We start from the raw sequence: 1,012 nt of genomic DNA, 5'->3' as shown, positions 1-1,012 counted from the left end.
GACGCCGTCGTGCTGACCACCATGCCCTCCATGACCGACGCCCACCGGATGTACGAGCGCGCCGGCTTCGTGCGCGTCCCGAAGCGGGACTGGCTCCTCGCGGACGTGGTGCCGGACCTCGACCCGGCCGACGAGACCGGCCCGTTCCTCGTCTACCGGCTCGCGCTGGACTGACCCCGGGCGGGACATCGGCACCGGGACCCCATTCGGGGCGGGAAATCCCTGTCATGCGGGCCCGGAGCGCCGCGGTGGGGTGGATCTCCCGCCTCGAAGCGGTGGCGGCGGCCGGGCAGGCCCCGGCACTAGACTCGACCCCGATGTGGCCGCCGCCGCGCCGGCGTCGTCCACCCCGCCCCGACCCGTCACACGAGGAGATCCATGCCTGAGATCACCCGGGATCAGGTGGAGCATCTGGCTCGCCTGGCCCACATCCGGATGACCGACGAGGAACTGGACACGATGTCCGGCGACCTGGAGAAGATCCTGGAGCACGTCTCCGCGGTCCAGGCCGCCGCGGGCGACGACGTGACGCCGACGTCCCACCCCATCGCGTTGGAGAACGTGTTCCGGGAGGACGTGCCGGCCGGCATGCTCACGCAGGAGGAGGCCCTCGACCAGGCGCCGGACTCCGAGGACGGCCAGTTCAAGGTCCCCGCCATCCTGGACGGAGAGTGATCACCCCCATGACCGAGACGTTCGACGTGAACGCGACCCTCGGCGCCGACGAGCTCGTCCGGCTCACCGCGCTGCAGATGGCCGAGCGCCTGCGCGCCGGCACCACCACCTCCGTGGAGCTCGTCCAGGCCCACCTGGACCGCATCGCGGCCCACGACGGCGACGTGCGCGCCGACGCCGACGGCGACCGCGGCGTGCGCGCCTACCTCCACGTGAACACGGACGAGGCCCTCGCCGTCGCCGCCGAGGTGGACGCGATCCGCGCCGCCGGCGGCCCCGAGGCCGACGCCCTGCACCCGCTGGCCGGCGTGCCCGTGGCCGTGAAGGACAACATCGT

The 1,012-nt window shown here is 73.0% G+C and carries 2 protein-coding genes; both read left to right on the top strand.

Annotated features, from left to right (window positions below; genetic code table 11):
- Positions 1-378 precede the first annotated feature (378 nt).
- The gene (gene gatC / locus AB0N07_RS52305; protein ID WP_002854348.1) at positions 379-675 is read left to right on the top strand and encodes an Asp-tRNA(Asn)/Glu-tRNA(Gln) amidotransferase subunit GatC; all 297 of its coding nucleotides are present in this window, start codon (positions 379-381) and stop codon (positions 673-675) included.
- 8 nt (positions 676-683) lie between these two features.
- Positions 684-1,012 (top strand): amidase family protein (locus tag AB0N07_RS52300; protein WP_365848207.1); only part of this gene is annotated, 329 nt, incomplete at its 3' end.

Source organism: Streptomyces sp. NPDC051172 (genome assembly GCF_040682555.1).
GTDB lineage: Bacteria > Actinomycetota > Actinomycetes > Streptomycetales > Streptomycetaceae > Streptomyces.
This window is presented reverse-complemented; position numbering and strand designations above follow the sequence as displayed.

What these genes read in the sequence shown, in the direction of transcription:
- gatC (WP_002854348.1), top strand. Translation starts at nt 379, where the DNA reads ATGCCTGAGATCACCCGGGATCAGGTGGAGCATCTGGCTCGCCTGGCC.